Annotated in this window: 1 pseudogene; it reads right to left on the bottom strand. The window is 57.1% G+C overall.

Annotation, left to right across the window (positions count from 1 at the left end):
- Nucleotides 1-153: 153 nt before the first annotated feature.
- Nucleotides 154-529, bottom strand: a pseudogene (locus CSR02_RS02000) (Fic/DOC family protein); the annotation flags it as partial.

Raw genomic sequence — 529 nt, forward strand, 5'->3', positions numbered from 1 at the left:
CAGGAAACCTGTCCTCCAGATGAGAACGTGGACATCCGGCCGGTAGAGCCGGCGCCCACGTTTGCTCCCATCAATTATGAGGAACAGGAGCGTGCGATAGATCACGCAGAACGTCTCATCAGACGCCATCGGCCTGATTAAGTTCAGCAGGAACTAGCCAAACTGCGGGCCACGTGATTTTGGGCTATTTGGCTGAGGGGGTGTTTCTTCCGGCCCAGAAAGTTTCTGGCTGGCCCGATTGAACCACGATGCTGGGGATCGTGTCTGTTCGGCACTCATACCTTGCACTGCTCGTTGATCGTCCTGCAAGTCAAGACTACGCACGGCAGCCCGCCCGATGGCATAAATGGCGTCACGTGCAGAACCGTCGCGGCCGGGGAGAACGGTCAGCTTTTCAATGCCCGCCTTTTGGGCTTGATCGATATGACGCAGAACGGCGCCAACCTGCGTGTCGCTTGCCAAAGCTTTCAGTTCTCCCCGTAAGCCCCTGAGTTCTTTCAACGTGGCACTATCTGCCTGGCCTGCGTTC

It is taken from the genome of Acetobacter pomorum, assembly GCF_002738225.1.
In the GTDB taxonomy this organism is placed as follows: Bacteria; Pseudomonadota; Alphaproteobacteria; order Acetobacterales; family Acetobacteraceae; genus Acetobacter; species Acetobacter pomorum.